The sequence below is a fragment of the Streptomyces sp. NPDC045955 genome, from assembly GCF_056430805.1.
Map to the genome: position 1 here is coordinate 78,872 of NZ_JBWKKY010000016.1, position 15,215 is coordinate 94,086.

A 15,215-nucleotide genomic window follows, 5' to 3' on the forward strand; every position below is an offset into this window, starting at 1 on the left:
TCCTACGACCAGCTCACCCGGAACGGCGCACCGACCGCCCCACAGTGAAGAACGAGCGTGCGTCCCCAGCGGCACGAACGGCCCGCCCGGAAAAGGCGACAAAGCCACTCAGTGGCATTGTTGCGGCCGAAGCACCGTCACGGCACCTCGATCCGCGACGGTTCCGCTGTGGACTGCGCCACGTTGCGCGTCCTCCGGTTCTGCCGTACCACACTCCCCCCAAAACGGGCGGGTTTTCCGGACATTGGCCGACGAACTGCCGGACGTCCGCGTGCGGTGCAGCGATCGGCCAGCCTACCGCGCGCAGTACGACAACCCGATCACGGGGACGGCGGCGGGGTCAGCCGCTGCGGCGCGGCAGCACCCCGCTGAGCAGGAACGCGACACTCCGTTCCTTCTCCGTCCAGGCCCGGGTGTCGAGTTCGACGGACTGGAGCAGGGCGCACTCGACACCGTAGCCGTGCTCCGTCAGGTCCCGGCCGATGAGTTCGGCGGCGTCCCGGGTGGCGGCGTGCGTGACGATGCGCTGCGGACGGCGGTCGGCGACGGCCGAGACGACGGCCGCTCCCCCGCCGCCGACGCGGACGACGTCGGGTTCGGGGAGGTTCTCCAGGACGTGCGGGGCGGTGCCGTGCACGATCTGGAGCTGGACGCCGAGGCGGCGGGCGGCCGCGTCGGTGCGGGCGCAGGCCGCCCGGTCGCTGTCGACGGCGAGGACGGCGGCGCCGGCGCGCGCGGCATCCACGGCGAAGGCGCCGCTGCCGCAGCCGATGTCCCACACGAGGTCGCCGACACGCGGTCCGAGACGGGCGAGTTGGGAGGCGCGCAGCAGCTGGGTCTCGCCCTCGCCGAGGTCACCGCCGTACGCCTCGGCGGGCAGGGACCAGCCGCGCGGTCCGGCGGACGGGTCGCGGCCGGCGATCCAGCCGCTCTCCCTCGTGGTGCCGGGTCCGGCCGGACCGCCGAGGACGATGACGACGTTGGGGTCGCGCCAGGTGAAGTCGGCGGCCTTTTCGGAGGTGACGACGCTGACCCGCTCGTGCGCGGTGCCGAGTTCCTCGCAGATGACGAAGGAGCGGTGGACTCCTTCGAGGAGCAGGCCGAGTTCGGCGGGTCCGGCGCCGGGTGAGGTGAGAACCGCCACCTTGGTGTGGGCGCGGCACACGTTCACCGCGCGGCGCAGGGTGCGTCGGTGTGCGACGACCACCTGTGCGTCGTCCCAGGGCATGCCGGCGCGGGCGAAGGCGGCGGCGACCGAGGAGACGGCGGGGACGACCTCCACTTCGAGGCCGAACTCGGGGGCGCGCAGGGTGCGGACGACGCCGAAGAAGCCGGGGTCACCGTCGGCGAGCACGACGGCCGTGCCGCGGTGGGCGGCGATGCGGCGGGCGGCGAGTGCGACGCTGCCGAGGCGGATGCGCTCGGCGCCGGCGGGTACCTCGGGGAGCGCCAGGTGGTGGGCGGCGCCCGCCACGAGCGTGGCGGCACCGAGGGCGGCGCGTGCCGCGGCGGTCAGCGGCGAACCGTCCCAGCCGATCACCGTGACCCGGTCGGCCATCGTCGTCAGTCTCCAGAGGTTTGCGCAGGTCGTCTGTGTCAGTCGTTCGTGCCGTGTGATGAGCTGCCCGCGGGCGGGCTCCGTGAGAGTACCCGGTGAAGCCGGTGGAGGGGGCGGCGGTGCCGTCGCGCGCGGTGTCCGTTCCGGTCGGTTCCGGCCGGTTTCCGGTCGCCGGCGTCAGTTCCAGTCGCCGAAGGAGGTGAAGCCGCCGGGCAACTGGTCGCCCACGCCGTCGAGGTCCTCGGGGAGCAGGCTCCAGACGATCAGGTCGGTGCGTACCTCGGTCCACGCGCCGTCGTCCCTCCGTGCCCGGGCTATCCAGGCGCCGCGCAGCACTCCCTCGCTGATGCAGCCGATCTTCTGAGCGACCTGCTGGGAGGCGGTGTTGTCGGCCGGGGTGCGCAGTTCCAGGCGCTCGAACTTCTGGTCGTTGAAGAGCCACTGCGCGGTGATGAGCGCCGCCTCGCAGGCGTAGCCCTCGCCGCGGGCCCACGGGGCGATGACGTAGGAGAGCTCGCTGGAGCGGATCCGCCAGTCGGTGTTCCGCAGGTGGACGATGCCGACGAGGCGCTGGGTGAGGAACTCGGTGACGGCGAAGACGATGCCGCGGCCCTCGGCCCGTTCGGCGGGGGCCTGTTCGGTGATCCAGGAGCGCGCGTGGGCCTCGGTGTAGGGGTGCGGGACGGTGGTCCAGGCGGTGACGAGCTCGTCGTTCATCATGTCGGCGAACGACTGGATGTCCGGCTCCTCGAAGGGGCGCAGGACCAACCGCTCCGTGCTGATGGAGACGTTGGGAAAGGTGCTCGTCATGCGCCGCTCCGTAACCTTCGGTGAACCTTCGGGGCCTGCTGAACTGCCCAGCATGCAGCATGAAAGCACTGATCCGCACCACGGGGTCCTCCCCACCGGGTGAGGGAGGACCCCGTGCGTGACGGGTGCCGGGCGTGGGCTCAGAAGGAGGCGAGCACGGAGCCGTCGGTGTACTTGTCCTGGATGAACTTCTTCACCTCGGGCGAGGTGAGGAGCTTCGCGAGCTTCTTCACGCGCGGGTCGTTCTCCTCGCCCTTCTTCACGGCGAGGAAGTTGCCGTACGGGTTGTTCTTCGGGGACTCCAGGACGAGGGCGTCCTTCGAGGGCTTGAGGTCGGACTCGAGGGCGTAGTTGCCGTTGACGACGGCGGCGTCCACGTCGTCGAGGGAGCGCGGCGTCTGGGCCGCCTCCAGCTCCTTGAACTTGAGGTTCTTGGGGTTCTTGGAGATGTCGGAGGGGGTCGCCTCGTTGCCGACGCCCGCCTTGAGGGTGATGAGCCCGTTGGCCGCGAGGAGCTTGAGGGCGCGGGCCTCGTTGACCGTGTCGTTGGGGATGGCGACGGTCGCACCGCTCTTCAGGTCGTCGGCCTTCTTGACCTTGTGGGAGTAGAGGCCGAGCGGTTCCAGGTGAACCGTGACGACGGGCACGATGTCGGTGCCGTTCTTCTTGTTGAAGTCGTCGAGGTACGGCTTGTTCTGGAAGTAGTTGGCGCCCACGGAGCCGTCCTGCGTCGCCGTGTTCGGCGTGACGTAGTCGGTGAACTCCTTGACCTGGAGGTCGAGGCCTTCCTTCTGGGCGAGGTTGTCCTTGACGTAGTTCAGGATCTCGGCGTGCGGGACGGGGCTCGCGGCGACGATCAGGGGTCCGTCGGAGCCGGAGTCGCCCGCGCCGCAAGCGCTGAGCCCGAGGGTGAGGGCTCCGGCGGCGAGAACGGCGGTGGTGATCTTGGCGGTGTTACGCACGAAAAGTGCCTTTCCTTATGGCCTTGCGAGTGGTGCGACCTCGTCGTGGGTGGACGAGGGGTTCAGGAGGCGGCTTTGAGCAGCCGCAGTTTCGGGGCGGGACCCGAGTGGGCGCCGCGGCGGTGCAGGGAGCGGGCCGCGTAGTCGCCGGCGAACTGGATGACCGAGATGACGACGGCGAGTATCGCGACGGTGATCCACATCAGCTGGGTCTCGAAGCGCTGGTAGCCGTAGCGGATGGCGATGTCGCCGAGGCCGCCTGCGCCCACGGTGCCCGCCATCGCCGAGTAGCCGATGAGGGCGACGATCGTGGTGGTGGTGCTGGAGATCAGCGACGGCAGGGACTCGGGGACGAGGACCTTGCGGACGACGGTCCAGGTGTTGCCGCCCATGGCCTGCACGGCCTCGACGAGCCCGTGGTCCACTTCGCGGACGGCCGTCTCGACCAGCCGCGCGAAGAAGGGGATGGCGCCGATGGCCAGCGGCACGATGGCGGCCTCGCGGCCGATGGTGGTGCCGGTGATCCAGCGGGTGAAGGTCATCAGCGCGACCATCAGGATGATGAACGGCAGGGAGCGGGCGATGTTCACGATCTGCCCGATGACCTTGTTGGCGGCGAGGTTCTGGAGCAGGCCGCCGCGGTCGGTCAAAACCAGCAGGATCCCGAGCGGCAGTCCGCCGACGACGGCGATGAGCGTGGACCAGCCGACCATGTAGAGCGTGTCCCAACACGCCTGCTCCAGCAGGGGCTGCATCTCGGACCAGGTCACTTGGCACCCTCCTTCACCAGTACGGACTCGCGGCCTGGGACGTCGATCTGGAGGCCCTTTTCCCGCAGGAAGCCGATCGGCACGACGTTGTCCTCGTAGCGGCCGGGCAGTTCGATGCGCATCCGGCCGACCTGGAGGCCGCCGACGGTGTCGATGGCGGCGCCGAGGATCGATATGTCGATGTTGTAGGTGCGGGCGAGCTGCGAGATGACGGGCTGGGTCGCGCTCTCGCCCTGGAAGGTGACGTCGACGACGGTGCGGTCCTCGCCGGAGGCCTCGCCGTCGAGCGGGAACAGCGCGGCGGCCAGTTCGGAGCCGGGAGTGGCCAGGAGCTCGCTGACCGTGCCGGACTCGACGATGCGGCCGTTCTCCATGAGTGCGGCGGAGTCGCAGACCGACTTCACGACGTCCATCTCGTGCGTGATGAGCAGGACGGTCAGGCCGAGCTGCCGGTTCAGGTCACGCAGCAGCGCCAGGATCGAGCGGGTGGTCTCCGGGTCGAGGGCGCTGGTGGCCTCGTCGGAGAGCAGCACCTTCGGGTCGCCGGCCAGGGCGCGGGCGATGCCGACGCGCTGCTTCTGACCGCCGGAGAGCTGCGCCGGGTAGGCCTTCGCCTTGTCGGCGAGGCCGACCAGGTCGAGCAGTTCCAGCGCCTTGCGGGAGCGTTCCTGCCCGGACTTCCCGAGGATCTCCAGCGGCAGTTCGACGTTGTCCTGGACGGTCCGGGAGGACAGCAGGTTGAAGTGCTGGAAGACCATGCCGATCCGGCTGCGCGCCTGCCGCAGTTCCCTTCCGGCGCGCGGTCCGCGGCCGGCCAGGGCGGTGAGGTCCTGCCCGGCGACCGTCACGGTGCCGGAGGTGGGGCGCTCCAGGAGGTTGACGCAGCGGATGAGCGAGGACTTGCCGGCGCCGGACTGGCCGATGACGCCGTACACCTCGCCTTCGCGGACGTGCAGGTCGACGCCGTCCAGGGCGGTGACCTCGCGGCCGCGCGAACGGTAGACCTTGGTCAGGTCCGTTGTGGTGATCACGTGGGTTTCCGTCACTGTCGAGTGCGCGGGCGTGGGTGTGCCCGGGCACAGAGGCATTCGTTCAGGGACGCGACACGGTTCTCGCTGAGGCGTGGAACCGGGGAGAACATGTGCGCGGGCGGCTTGGTGTCACGCACTGCTCAGGGCGTGCGGACATGCCGCGGTCTCGCTTCGGGGCGCGAGCTCGGGGGGTGATGCGGGGGCCCTCTAGAAGGCGCACATTCGACACATACAACGAGCACCGGGCGTCATGGTCGCCTCGGTCGCGGGGATGCGGTCGCTCGTCGTGGTCATGCCGTCAGTAAAACACGCGTACGGTCCTGACCGGCCGCCGCTGTCCGGATGCTGGACAGCGGTGGACAGGGGGCGGGATCCGCCGTCTTCCGTCAGCCGCGCAGGGAAATCTCGACACCCTGCTCGGTGACCAGTGCCGACAGGGCCGACAGGTTCTCGACCACCAGGTCGGCCTGGAGCTCGTGGGCCTGGTGGGTTGTGGTCAACGCCACGGTGGTCATGCCGGCGGCGCGGCCGGCCGTCAGGCCCGCGGGGGCGTCCTCGAAGACGACACACCGGGCGGGGTCGACGCCGAGGGTGCGGGCGGCGAGCAGATAGGGCTCGGGGTCGGGCTTGCCGTGGGTGACGTCATCGGCGGCGACGAGCGTCTTGGGCAGGATGCCGACGGCGTCGAGCCGGGCCTCGGCCAGCCGCCGGGTGGCGGAGGTGACGACGGCCCAGCGCTCGACGGGCAGGGCGTCGAGGAAGGCTCGGGTCCCCGGCAGCAGGTGCACCCCGCCGCCTGGCACGTCCTCCACCTCGAGGTCCTCGATCCGCGCGACGGCCTGCGGCACCACGTCGGCGGGCAGCAGGTCGGCGGCTATCTCGGCGGCCGGCCGGCCGTGCAGCTCGACCCGGGCGAACTCCTCGGCCGTGATCCCGTACTCCGTGGCCCACCGCGTCCAGCAGCGGTCCACCGAGGCGAGGGAGGAGACGAGGGTTCCGTCGTTGTCGAACAGCAGGGCGTGCGCGTGGATCTTCATGCCCTCGACCTTACGGTGCAGGCCAGGGCCGGAAGCACCGGGCCTTTTCGGGCGTAATAAGGTCGCAGCATGCTTGATGCCCTGACGCTGGTGACCGGCGTCGCCGCGCTGCTGCTCGCCGCCTGGTGCGGCTGGGCCGCCTACCGTGACCAGCCGACGAAGGACTGGCACTTCATCGGGATGGCCGTGGTCACCCTGCTGACGCTGGTCCAGCTGGTGGTGGGGATCGTGCTGCTGGCGCAGGGCGAGAAGCCCGAGCAAGGCACGACGATCTTCGTGGCGTATCTGCTCGGGGCGTTCGCGTGTGTCCCGGCGGCGGGGTTCATGTCGCTGGCGGAGCGCACCCGGTGGGGTTCGGTGACGGTCGCCGCCGGCGGTGTGGTGCTGGCTGTGCTGGAGGTGCGGCTCTATGACATCTGGGGAGGCTGAGGTGAGCCGGCGGCGGCTGATCAGTGGGCCCGGCACGCTGCTGGTGTGGCTGTACGGCGTGATGGTCGTGGGAGCGGTGTCGCGGTCGGCCTACCAGATCGCGACCGAGTTCGACCGGGCGCCGCTCGCGTACGCGCTGTCGGCCGTCGCGGGTGTCGTGTACGGGTTCATCACGTACTCGCTGGTGCGGGGTGGGGAGACGGCTCGGCGGGCGGCGCTCGTGTGTTGTGTCGTGGAGTTGGTGGGGGTGCTGACGGTGGGGACGTGGACCTTGGTCGAGCCGTCGGCGTTTCCCGACGCGACCGTGTGGTCGGACTTCGGGATGGGGTATCTGTTCATCCCGATCCTGTTGCCGGTGTCGGCGATCTACTGGCTGCGCGCTTCGCGTTCGCGGGATGGGGATGCCGCCTGAGGTGATCAGGCGGCTGCGGGCCGAAGGTGGTTGTTCGCGCAGTGCCCCGCGCCCCTAAGGTTTCACGCCGTCGCCGCGTACGTACTGGCCGGCTTCTCCAGGACGATCATCGGTACGCCGTCCGCGCCCTGGGACGTGCCCACCGTTTCGTAGCCCACCTTGCGGTAGAGGCGGAGGTTGCCCTCGCTGCGGTGGCCGGTGTGCAGGCGGAAGCGGGTGGCGCCGTGCTGGTCGGTGAGGGCCGCTTCGGCCGCCCGGAGCAGGCGGGCGCCGATGCCGTGCCCCTGGAGGCGGGGGTGGACGCAGAGCTTGCCGATCGCGGCGGCGCCGTCCTCGGTGACCGAGCCGCGCACCGAGCCGACGACCTCGTCGCCGAGCCGGGCCACGAAGACGCAGTCACGGGCGACCTCCTCGCGGACCGAGTCGAGGGTTTGGACGAGCGGGTCGATGCGGTAGTTCCCGTACAGCGCCGCCTCCGGCTGGAAACACAGGTACTGCAGCCTGAAGATCTGCTCCGCGTCCTGCTCGGTCGCCGCAGAGATGGTCACGCTCATGCCCATGTGCGCACGCCTCCCGCTCATCTGATCACCGGTCGTTCCTCACTCCTATCCCCGTCCTCAGCGGGCCGCAACCTCCGGCGTGAGTAATCTCCGCAGACATCCCAGGCATCTGGAACGTTCCGGGCCAAGACTCCCCTGTGAGATACCCAACTCCCCTGCGATTTCCCGGTATGTCAGGTCTTCGGGAGAGAGCAGGGCTTCCATCAGGCGGGGACAGCGGCCCGGGAGGCGGCGCACGGCCGCGCGCAGGGCACGGCCGCGGGCCGCGGCGAGGGCGAGCCGTTCGGGGGCGTCGTCACCGTCGTCGACCGGTTCGACGGCGTACGGCTGTTCGCGGCGGCTCGTACGGCGGGTGCGGCGCGCTTCCGAGCGGACGGCTCGGCGGAGCCACTCCTGCGGGTCGAGCGGCGGCCCCTCGGCGTCGAGGCGCTCCAGCAGACGGAGCCAGACCGCCTGCTCCAGGTCGCCCGCGTCGGCTCCGGCGGCATACGCCTCCGCGGATGCCTCGGCGGTGAGCAGCGGGCGCAGGGCGGTGACCAGGTCGGGCGTCATATGCGGAGCGACGCGACCGCCCGGGGCATGGGTTGCCCGGGCGGCCGAAGGTCACCCGACCGAGGGGTGTGGACTCGGATGTTGACGCTCAGTCGCCGACGAAGTCCTCGCGGGCCAGTACGCCCGTGTCGGGCTGGTCGGTGAAGACGCCGTCGATGCCGGTCGCGAAGTACGCCTTGTACGCGCCGAAGACGTCACCGTAGGCGTCCGCGTCCGTGCCCTTGCGGAAGTTCGCGGGCAGGAAGGGGTTCTCGTTGCGCATCGTCCAGGGGTGCAGGATCAGACCCGCCTGGTGGGCATCCCGGACGAGTGCCGTCGGCTGGGTGAGGTGGCCCTTGGCGTCACGCGGGATGACCAGGTCCAGGGTCGGGCCGATGCCCTGCGCGTAGGAGGCGATCTCCCGCAGGCCGGCCGGCTTGACCAGGTCGGCGACGGTGCGCGGGTCGCCCGTCTCGACGAAGTCCCAGGGGCGGCTGTCCGCCGAGGACAGCAGGACGACCAGGGGGTTGTCGACGAGCTTGTCGAGGCGCTCGACGCTGGTCGGCTCGAAGGACTGGATGATGACCGGGGAGGTGCGCCGGTCCTTGCGGTGCTTGCGCAGCAGCTTGGCGACCCGCTCCTCCAGGGGCAGGCCCTGCTTGCGGAAGTAGGTGGGGTGCTTGAGCTCGGGGTAGATCCACACCTGCTTGCCGCGCGCGCGGGTCTGCTCGTCCTGCCACTTCAGGACCTCTTCGAAGGTGGGGATCTCCCAGCGCCCGTTGTAGAGGGTGTTGTGCGGGCGGTTGGCCGGGATGCGCTCGATCGCCCGCAGGGTCTTCAGCTCGGCGAGCGTGAAGTCCTCGGTGAACCAGCCGGTGGTGGACACGCCGTCGAGGAGCTTGGTCTTCTTGCGGTCGGCGAACTCCGGGTGGTCGGCGACGTCCGTGGTACCGCCGATCTCCGGCTCGTGACGGCAGACGAGGTGACCGTCCTTCGTCGGCACCAGGTCGCCCGCCTCGACGATGTCGGCACCCAGGTCGAGGGCCAGCTGGTACGAGCCGAAGGTGTGCTCCGGGCGGTAGCCGCTGGCCCCGCGGTGGCCGACGATCGTCGGCTTGGGCAGGCTCTTCAGCCCGCCGTTCCCGCTCTGTCCGCCGCCGGTCCGGGCGCCGTCGGCTCTCGCCGTGCCGGTCATGCCGAGGACCGCTCCCCCGGCACCGAATGCCGCCGCGCCGAGCAGGGCCCGCCGTCCGGTTCCGCTCGCTTCCTCGTTCGGCCTCTGCGTTCCCATGAGCGCCCTCCCTGCCGTGAACTCGTCCGTGCGGGGCGATCGTACGGGCGCGTACATGACGAGTGGGAGACGCCGGGCGGAACACGCGGGTGACGACGGATGTCGTAGTGGCTGGTGGGGGCGGCGAACTGACGGCTCGTCGGCGGCACGTGGGCGGCACGCCGGGTTCGTCGCGTCCCGGCGATTCGGTGCGGCGGTTCTGGGAACGCGTCCGATACGGCCGGGGAGCGACGTCCGTCACATGGGACGGCCGGGTCACGCACCGTCCAGGGCGCGTCACCGCAGGTAAATGCGCGTCAACAGTACGTAAGGCCTCAGTTAAGTCGCCGTGCCCGATGTGCGCGATCCCCCGCGCCGCGAGTATCGTCCTCACCTGCACAGACTCATACAGAATCCTTGACACCGGAGGGTCCGTTGTCCCGCTTCGCGCTCATCAAGGCAGTGCTCGGTCCGATCATGCGCCTGATGTTCCGCCCTCAGGTGGAAGGTGCGGAGCACATTCCCGGCGACGGTCCGGTCATCCTGGCCGGCAACCACCTGACGTTCATCGACTCGATGATCCTGCCGCTGGTCTGCGACCGTCAGGTCTTCTTCATCGGCAAGGACGAGTACGTAACAGGGAAGGGCTTCAAGGGTCGGCTGATGGCCTGGTTCTTCACCGGCGTCGGCATGATCCCCGTGGACCGCGACGGCGGCCGGGGCGGGGTCGCCGCCCTGATGACCGGACGCCGGGTGCTGGAGGAGGGCAAGGTCTTCGGCATCTACCCGGAGGGCACGCGCTCGCCCGACGGCCGGCTGTACCGGGGGCGTACCGGGATCGCCCGGCTCACGCTGATGACCGGGGCGCCGGTGGTGCCGTTCGCGATGATCGGCACGGACAGGCTTCAGCCGGGCGGGGCGGGGCTGCCGCGGCCAGGGAAGGTCACGGTCCGGTTCGGTGAGGCGATGGAGTTCTCCCGGTACGAGGGGATGGACCGGGACCGGTACGTGCTGCGGGCTGTGACCGACTCGGTGATGAGCGAGGTCATGCGGTTGTCCGGGCAGGAGTACGTGGACATGTACGCGAGCAAGGCCAAAGAGGCCGCGTAGCGCCGTTCGGCTTCTCAGGTACAGCCCCGCGCCCCTCAAGGCCGGCCGTCGAGCCGTTGGCCGCGCAGCATGAACCATGCCGCTACGGCCGCGGCGAGCAGCACCGCCGCGCCTGCCCCCGCCGCCAGCGCCAAGCCGTCCACGAAGGACGTGCGGGCCGCGTCCAGCATCACGGCGGAGGTGTGGGCGGGCATGCTCCCGGCCGCCTCGACGGCGCCCCCCAGTGACTCGTGGGCCGCGGCCGGTGTGCCCGCCGGGCCGGTGAAGTCGCTGTAGACGCCGGTCACGATCGAGCCGAGCACGGCGATGCCGAGGGCCGCGCCGAGTTCGTACGCCGTCTCGGACACGGCGGACGCCGAACCCGCCTGTTCCTTGGGCACGCTGGAGAGGATCACGTCGGCGGTCACGGTGAACGAGAAGCCGGCTCCGACGCCGACCACCAGCAGCGCGGCACCGAGCAGCGGGTAGCCGGTGGACTGGTCGATCACCGTGAGCGCGGCCAGGGCGAGGCCGATCGCCGCGAGCCCCCCGGAGACGACGGCCCGCACCGAGAAGCGCCGGGCCGCACGTCCCGCGAGCAGACCGGCCACCACCGCGCCGATCGCGGCGGGCAGCTCCGCCAGGCCCGCCTCGAACGGGCCCCTGCCCTGGACGAGTTGCAGGTACTGGGAGAGGAAGAACACCAGCCCACTCAGGCCCAGGATGGTCAGCAGGTCGGCCAGCACCGCACCGCTGAAGCCGCGGTGACGGAACAGCCGCATGTCCAGCAGCGGGGCCGGCAGCGTGAGCTGGCGGCGTACGAAGCCGTGGAGGGCGGCGGCACCCAGCAGGCCCGCGGCCAGCGCGTCCCACGCGAAGCCGTGCGCGGCGGCCTCCTTGACCGCGTACACCACACCGACCCAGGGACCGGGGTTCGCCGTACGCGACTCGGGCAGCAGCTTGATGCCGACGACGACCAGGACGACCATCACGGGCAGGTTGATCAGGAACACCGAGCCCCACCAGAAGTGCTCCAGCAGGAACCCGCCGACGATCGGGCCGACGGCCGTACCGGCGGAGGCGGTGGCGCCCCAGATGCCGACGGCGAGACTGCGTTCCCGCGGGTCGTGGAAGATGTTGCGGATCAGGGCGAGCGTGGCCGGCATCAGGGTCGCGCCGGCGACGCCGAGCAGCGCCCGCGCCACGATCATCATCTCGGGTGTCGTGGCGTAGGCGTTGAGCACGGATATCGCGCCGAACGCCGTCGCACCGACGAGCAGGATCCGCTTGCGGCCGATGCGGTCGCCGAGGCTGCCCATGGAGACGAGCAGACCGGCGATGACGAACGAGTACACGTCGCCGATCCACAGCAGCTGCGTGCCGGAGGGCTTCAGGTCCTCGCTGATGTAGGGGGTCGCGAGACCGAGAACGGTCGCGTCGACGGCCACCAGCAGCACGGCGAGGACGAGTACGCCGAGCGCGAGCCAGCGGCCCGGGCGCTTCACCGCCTCGGCCGTCTGAGCCGGCTGCAGGGTGCTGGTCATGATTCCTCTCTCCGGAGTGCGCCGCCGAGCAGCAGCTCGACGATCATGTGCTGGAAGTCCTTGGGGGCGCCCTTGCCGCTCTGCACCATCCAGGCGCCGGAGGCCAGCAGGCCGTAGAGCGCCTCGGTGAGCCAGGCCGGCGTGAGGTCGATGCGGAACTCGCCGCTGAGCTGGCCGCGCCGGAACAGGGCGGAGATCCGGTCGTCGATCAGGGTCCAGCCGGGGTTCTGCTCCTCGCCCTCGAAGAGCTGGTTCTCGGTGTAGAGGAACCCGAGCAGTCCGGCGGCGGGCTCGATGGCCCCGACCAGCCGGCGCACGGCCTCGCTCGCCGTGCCCTCGTCGAGCCGGGCGGAGTCCAGCGCGGCCTCGCATTCGGCGATGCCCAGCGACTCCAGCGCGCGGACGAGGGCGTCCCGCCCGGCGAAGTGGCGGTGCAGCGTGGCGCGGCTGATCCCGGCGGCCTTGGCGACCTCGTCCATGGTCGCGGTGGATTTGCGGGTCAGCAGGGCCGCGGCGGTGCGCAGCACGTGGTCAGGATCGACAGCCATGAGACAACCGTACACCATATGAGACATCAATGTCTCACACTGAGCATGCGTGACTCATGGCTGCCGGTCAGGAGTGCGGGAGTGTCAGTGCCAGGGCAGCTGCCCGCGCCGCTCCCAGTAAGCCTGCGGTGCCTCGGCCAGCGTGGCCAGGCGGGTCAGCTGGTCGTCGTCGAGGTCGACGACCGCCGCGTGCAGGTTGGAGGCGAGCTGGTGGGTGGTGGCCGCGCCGGAAAGGACCACTCCGGCCCAGGGCTGGCGCAAGACCACCGCCAGGGCGACGGCGTCGCAGCCCAGCCCGGTCTCCTCGGCGATCTCCCTGAGGACGTCCGGTGCGTGCGGCCCGGCGAGCCGGCCGTTGGCCATGCCCTCCTTGACGATCACCGTGAGCCCGGCGTCGTGGGCCTCGGCCAGGGCGGGCGCGGCGGAGGTCTCCAGCGCGTTGTACGTCGACTGGACGGTACGGAAGAGGGGTTCGCCGTCGACCGTCACGGCGAGGGCGGCGCGGATGGCCTCCGCCTGGGCGGGGCCGCTGGTGGAGAAGCCGATGGTGAGTCCCTGGGCGGCGGCTTCCGCGAGCTTCGCGTGCAGTTCCTTGTCGGTCAGGGCCGGGCTGTCCGGGGTCACCGAGTGGATCTGGTAGAGGTCGAGCCGGTCGCCGAGCAGGGCGTCGCTCTCGGCGCGCTGCCGTTCGTAGGCGGCGAGGGTGTGGTCCTTGACCTCGTGCGTCTCGGCGTCGGTGGACCAGTCGGCGGTGTAGGTGTAGCCCCACTTGCTGCCGATGACGATGTCATCGAGGCCGGGCCTTGTGTTCAGCCAGTCGGCGAGGAACTCTTCCGAGCGGCCGTAGGAGCGGGCGGCGTCGAAGTAGCGGACCCCCTGTGCGTAGGCGGCGTCCAGGAGTTCGTGTGTGCGCTCGCGCAGAGCGTCGACCGTGCGCTCTGCCGGCAGGTCCTGATCACGACCCAGATTGATGTAGCCGGGGCGTCCGACGGCGGCGAGACCGAGGCCGATGTGGCAGGTGGGGGTTGTTGCGTTGGCCAGGCGGGCGAAGGGCATCCGGGGGCTCCGTTCGGTCGGCTGCGGCTTTCGACCAACGTAACCCCCGGGATGACCTTCGCCTCAGAACCCGGGGCTTGATGTGTGTTCGCGAGTGCGGCTTCTGCGGGGCTCAGCGCGCAGTTCCCCGCGCCCCCTGGGGTCCGTTCCCCTCAACTCTTCTTTTTGGCCAGGGCCCACTCGTGCTGGGTCGCCACGTCCGCCTTCACCTCTGCCAGCTGGATCGCCACCGCACTCGGAGCCGTGCCGCCCCTGCCGTTGCGGGAGGCCAGGGCGCCCGGGACGTTGAGGACCGAGCGGACCTCGGGCGTGAGGTGGGAGGAGATCTTGGCGAACTGCTCGTCCGTCAGGTCGTTCAGTTCCTTGCCCTCCGCCTCGGCGACCTTCACGCACTCGCCCGCCACCTCGTGGGCGACGCGGAACGGTACGCCCTGCTTGACCAGCCATTCGGCGATGTCCGTGGCGAGTGAGAAGCCGGCGGGGGCCAGTTCCTCCATGCGCTCGCGGTGGACCGTGAGCGTGGCCATCATGCCGGTGAAGGCCGGGAGCAGGATCTCCAGCTGGTCGATGGAGTCGAAGACCGGCTCCTTGTCCTCCTGGAGGTCGCGGTTGTACGCCAGCGGGAGGGCCTTGAGCGTGGCCAGCAGGCCCGTCAGGTTGCCGATCAGGCGGCCGGACTTACCGCGGGCCAGCTCGGCGATGTCCGGGTTCTTCTTCTGCGGCATGATCGACGAGCCCGTCGAGAACGCGTCGTGCAGGGTCACGAAGGAGAACTCCTTCGTGTTCCAGAGGATGACCTCCTCGGCGATCCGGGAGAGGTTGACGCCGATCATCGCCGTGATGAACGCGAACTCGGCGACGAAGTCCCGCGACGCCGTGCCGTCGATGGAGTTGCCGGCGCTGCCGTGCTCGAAGCCGAGGTCCTTCGCGACCGCCTCCGGGTCCAGCCCCAGGGAGGAACCCGCCAGCGCGCCCGAGCCGTAGGGCGACACCGCCGTGCGCGCGTCCCACTGGCGCAGCCGCTCCGCGTCCCGGGACAGCGACTGGACGTGGGCCAGGACGTGGTGGGCGAAGAGCACCGGCTGGGCGTGCTGGAGATGCGTGCGGCCGGGCATCGCCACGTCCGGGTGGGCCTCGGCCAGGCCGATCAGCGCGTCCTGGAGCTCGGCGATCAGGCCGCCGATGACCCGGGCGTGGTCGCGCAGGTACATGCGGAACAGGGTCGCGACCTGGTCGTTGCGGGAGCGGCCCGCGCGCAGCTTGCCGCCCAGGTCGGGGCCGAGCCGCTCCAGCAGGCCGCGCTCCAGTGCGGTGTGCACGTCCTCGTCGGCGATGGTGCCCACGAAGGAGCCGTCGGCGACGTCCGCCTCCAGCTGGTCGAGCCCGGCGATCATCCGGGTCAGCTCGTCCTCGGTGAGCAGGCCCGCCTTGTGCAGCACGCGCGCGTGGGCACGCGAACCGGCGATGTCGTACGGCGCGAGCCGCCAGTCGAAGTGGACGGACGCGGACAGCTTGGCCAGGGCCTCGGCGGGACCGTCGGCGAAACGGCCGCCCCAGAGCCGTACGTCACCGCTGTTGCTGCTCACTTGCGTTGCTCCTAGAGAGGTG

Annotated in this window: 16 protein-coding genes; 3 read left to right on the top strand and 13 right to left on the bottom strand. The window is 70.5% G+C overall.

All coding sequences use genetic code 11. The features are described from left to right. Positions 1-340 precede the first annotated feature (340 nt). The 6 genes from cbiE to AC07F0_RS29140 all read right to left on the bottom strand — a co-directional run bounded on the left by cbiE (position 341) and on the right by AC07F0_RS29140 (position 6,168). The gene (gene cbiE, locus AC07F0_RS29115) at positions 341-1,558 is read right to left on the bottom strand and encodes a precorrin-6y C5,15-methyltransferase (decarboxylating) subunit CbiE (RefSeq protein ID WP_478983035.1); all 1,218 of its coding nucleotides are present in this window, start codon (positions 1,556-1,558) and stop codon (positions 341-343) included. A 177-nt stretch (positions 1,559-1,735) separates the two neighbouring features. Continuing rightward, positions 1,736-2,368 carry a GNAT family N-acetyltransferase gene (locus AC07F0_RS29120; RefSeq protein WP_478983036.1) on the bottom strand — a complete coding sequence of 211 codons (633 nt, stop codon included), beginning with the start codon at positions 2,366-2,368 and terminating at the stop codon, positions 1,736-1,738. A 140-nt stretch (positions 2,369-2,508) separates the two neighbouring features. Further along, positions 2,509-3,330 (bottom strand): MetQ/NlpA family ABC transporter substrate-binding protein, encoded by an 822-nt coding sequence (locus AC07F0_RS29125; RefSeq protein ID WP_478983037.1) that lies wholly within the window; start codon positions 3,328-3,330, stop codon positions 2,509-2,511. A 62-nt stretch (positions 3,331-3,392) separates the two neighbouring features. Beyond that, the gene (locus tag AC07F0_RS29130) at positions 3,393-4,100 is read right to left on the bottom strand and encodes a methionine ABC transporter permease (protein WP_467370620.1); all 708 of its coding nucleotides are present in this window, start codon (positions 4,098-4,100) and stop codon (positions 3,393-3,395) included. Next, positions 4,097-5,131 carry a methionine ABC transporter ATP-binding protein gene (locus AC07F0_RS29135; RefSeq protein WP_478983038.1) on the bottom strand — a complete coding sequence of 345 codons (1,035 nt, stop codon included), beginning with the start codon at positions 5,129-5,131 and terminating at the stop codon, positions 4,097-4,099. The genes AC07F0_RS29130 and AC07F0_RS29135 overlap by 4 nt, the downstream gene beginning before the upstream one ends. Before the next feature lie 386 nt (positions 5,132-5,517). Beyond that, positions 5,518-6,168, bottom strand: coding sequence for an HAD family hydrolase (locus tag AC07F0_RS29140; RefSeq protein WP_478983039.1), 651 nt, complete (start codon positions 6,166-6,168; stop codon positions 5,518-5,520). Positions 6,169-6,237: 69 nt separating this feature from the next. Between AC07F0_RS29140 and AC07F0_RS29145 the strand changes: the two genes are divergently transcribed. After that, positions 6,238-6,597 carry a hypothetical protein gene (locus tag AC07F0_RS29145; protein WP_356925610.1) on the top strand — a complete coding sequence of 120 codons (360 nt, stop codon included), beginning with the start codon at positions 6,238-6,240 and terminating at the stop codon, positions 6,595-6,597. Beyond that, a complete protein-coding gene (locus AC07F0_RS29150; RefSeq protein ID WP_478983040.1) occupies positions 6,578-7,009 on the top strand; it encodes a hypothetical protein in 432 nt (143 codons plus the stop codon). The genes AC07F0_RS29145 and AC07F0_RS29150 overlap by 20 nt, the downstream gene beginning before the upstream one ends. A 62-nt stretch (positions 7,010-7,071) precedes the next feature. Here AC07F0_RS29150 and AC07F0_RS29155 read toward each other — a convergent pair whose 3' ends face one another. The 3 genes from AC07F0_RS29155 to AC07F0_RS29165 form a co-directional block, all read right to left on the bottom strand. Continuing rightward, positions 7,072-7,569 (bottom strand): GNAT family N-acetyltransferase, encoded by a 498-nt coding sequence (locus tag AC07F0_RS29155; protein WP_478983099.1) that lies wholly within the window; start codon positions 7,567-7,569, stop codon positions 7,072-7,074. Between the two features lie 57 nt (positions 7,570-7,626). Then, positions 7,627-8,121 carry an RNA polymerase sigma factor gene (locus tag AC07F0_RS29160; protein ID WP_478983041.1) on the bottom strand — a complete coding sequence of 165 codons (495 nt, stop codon included), beginning with the start codon at positions 8,119-8,121 and terminating at the stop codon, positions 7,627-7,629. Between the two features lie 88 nt (positions 8,122-8,209). Continuing rightward, complete coding sequence (locus AC07F0_RS29165) at positions 8,210-9,391, bottom strand: glycerophosphodiester phosphodiesterase (protein WP_478983042.1); 1,182 nt, start codon at positions 9,389-9,391, stop codon at positions 8,210-8,212. A gap of 414 nt (positions 9,392-9,805) precedes the next feature. Here AC07F0_RS29165 and AC07F0_RS29170 point away from each other — a divergent pair, with 414 nt between their 5' ends. Beyond that, positions 9,806-10,480, top strand: a complete 675-nt coding sequence (locus AC07F0_RS29170) for a lysophospholipid acyltransferase family protein (protein ID WP_020269491.1) — start codon at positions 9,806-9,808, stop codon at positions 10,478-10,480. 35 nt (positions 10,481-10,515) lie between these two features. Here AC07F0_RS29170 and AC07F0_RS29175 read toward each other — a convergent pair whose 3' ends face one another. The 4 genes from AC07F0_RS29175 to argH all read right to left on the bottom strand — a co-directional run bounded on the left by AC07F0_RS29175 (position 10,516) and on the right by argH (position 15,193). After that, entirely contained in the window at positions 10,516-12,003 is a 1,488-nt protein-coding gene (locus AC07F0_RS29175; RefSeq protein ID WP_478983043.1) for an MFS transporter, read from the bottom strand. Beyond that, positions 12,000-12,551 carry a TetR/AcrR family transcriptional regulator gene (locus AC07F0_RS29180; RefSeq protein WP_478983044.1) on the bottom strand — a complete coding sequence of 184 codons (552 nt, stop codon included), beginning with the start codon at positions 12,549-12,551 and terminating at the stop codon, positions 12,000-12,002. The genes AC07F0_RS29175 and AC07F0_RS29180 overlap by 4 nt, the downstream gene beginning before the upstream one ends. An 84-nt stretch (positions 12,552-12,635) precedes the next feature. Next, positions 12,636-13,607 carry an aldo/keto reductase gene (locus AC07F0_RS29185; RefSeq protein WP_478983045.1) on the bottom strand — a complete coding sequence of 324 codons (972 nt, stop codon included), beginning with the start codon at positions 13,605-13,607 and terminating at the stop codon, positions 12,636-12,638. A gap of 152 nt (positions 13,608-13,759) precedes the next feature. Next, entirely contained in the window at positions 13,760-15,193 is a 1,434-nt protein-coding gene (gene argH, locus AC07F0_RS29190; RefSeq protein WP_478983046.1) for an argininosuccinate lyase, read from the bottom strand. Positions 15,194-15,215: the final 22 nt, after the last annotated feature.